2 protein-coding genes are annotated in these 1,799 nt (G+C 39.5%); one reads left to right on the top strand and one right to left on the bottom strand.

Going from position 1 to position 1,799, the window contains the following annotated elements; all coding sequences use genetic code 11:
• Nucleotides 1-164 precede the first annotated feature (164 nt).
• The gene (locus tag ABY905_RS17010; RefSeq protein ID WP_372646052.1) at nt 165-872 is read right to left on the bottom strand and encodes an SAM-dependent methyltransferase; all 708 of its coding nucleotides are present in this window, start codon (nt 870-872) and stop codon (nt 165-167) included.
• 552 nt (nt 873-1,424) lie between these two features.
• Here ABY905_RS17010 and ABY905_RS17005 point away from each other — a divergent pair.
• Nucleotides 1,425-1,799: hypothetical protein (locus tag ABY905_RS17005; protein WP_372646050.1), on the top strand; the 375-nt coding region annotated here is incomplete at its 3' end.

The following is a 1,799-nucleotide window of genomic DNA, read 5'->3' as shown; positions in this document are numbered from 1 at the left end:
TAAAGGATATAAAATGTAAACCTTTTGCTATAATGTGCTTTTTCATAATTATGTTTCTAGTGATCATTAAATGTAATAATTATTTACATATTATAGCTATTGGTGAAATAAAAAAGAGCTACCGATTATCTCGATAGCTCTTTTGTATTTTATTCAAATGGACCTTACTTATCCTTATGCAAAAGAAAAATAGTAGGTCGTTTGTGTAATTCGGGCATTTGTGTTTTCCATTGCTTAGCTGGAAGGGTTTTGATAAATTCCGTTTCCATAGTGATATCTACCGCGACACATATTCTAGTTCCAGCGCTACATTCTTTGGCTAAATCTTCCAATAGTTTCATATTACGGTAGGGCGCTTCGATAAAAATCTGAGTTTGGTTTTCGTTTAAAGAACGATTCTCCATTTGTTTGATTCTTTTTACTCGTTCGCCGTCCTTAATCGGAATGTAGCCATTAAAAGCAAAACTTTGTCCGTTGAAACCCGAAGCCATCAGCGAAAGCAGAATAGACGAAGGACCAACTAAAGGAATGATTCTGATATTTTTTTCGTGAGCCAATTTCACCACATCGGCACCCGGATCGGCAACTCCAGGGCAACCAGCCTCTGATATAATGCCCATATCGTGATCTTTTATAGCCTTCAAATAATCTGATATGGCATCAGGCGAACTGTGTTTATTTAGCTCATAAAAACTCAATTCGTCGATATTAATGTTACGATCAACCAGTTTTAGGTAACGACGAGCCGTTCTGATATTTTCAACAATAAAATGCTTTATAGTTGGAATCAGGTCTTGAACATCCTTTGGAATAACCGCATCAAGGGGAGAATCGCCCATTGTGGTTGGTATTAAATACAGTTTACCTTTCATAAGTTTATGATTTCATATTTTTGCCATATGTAAGTCGCCCATAAATATTTTCCTCTGAGTGGAAAGATTTAAGCATGGCTCGTTTCATATATCTTTTGTGATCGAATGTGCGAATTGACTCTATTAATTTGTTGGGCAAATGTACAAATATTTAAGTATTACTTGCTCCGTGCGACTCATCCTATTTATAGATCTATGCTGGAATGCTTCCGTTCGTTATTTTAGTTGTTCCGATGGTAACTTAAGTGGTTCCGTTCGCTTCTTATCCTATTCCGTTCGGAAATTGAGTGGTTCCGTTACCGAGCGGAAGGGTACCCACACCGAACGGAACACCTCCCTGAGCGAACGGAAGGGTATCTTCACCGAACGGAGCACCTCCTTGAGCGAACGGAAGGGGTCCCTGATGCAACGGAAGGGTACCCACACCGAACGGAAGGCGTCCCTGATGCAACGGAAGGGTAGCTTTCCCCAACGGAAAGGCTCAATTGCCCATCGGACACGTTTTTGCTCTATATAATCGATATTATCAGTCAAATGCTATAAATTTGTGGGATGGAAAAAATAAAGGCAGAACAGGAAAAGGAATTTATATCGAGAATCTTTATCGATGAGATTGGTCGTTTGCAGAAAGAAGGCTTTTATTTCTTTTCATTTATACTGATGGGGCAGGCCATCGAAGCCTTAGGTTGCTTTCTCGACAACAAGCCCATGAAGGCAAAAGCTCAATCGTCCAAGCGGTTTTCAAAAGCATTAAATATATTAATGGGTAATAAATATCGTGTGGTTAATAACGACCATTGGTTGTACGACAGATTGCGCAATCAATTAACCCATTCGTTTGTGCCGAGTAAGTCACTTCACCTGCTTTCGCGTGAGAAGCTGACGTCGGATATGCAACATTTACAGTGGCATGATGATCGCCTTATT

This window comes from Ancylomarina sp., from assembly GCF_041555295.1.
Lineage (GTDB): Bacteria > Bacteroidota > Bacteroidia > Bacteroidales > Marinifilaceae > Ancylomarina.
The sequence above is the reverse complement of the archived record's forward strand: the minus strand, read 5'-3'. Positions and strand labels throughout refer to the sequence as shown.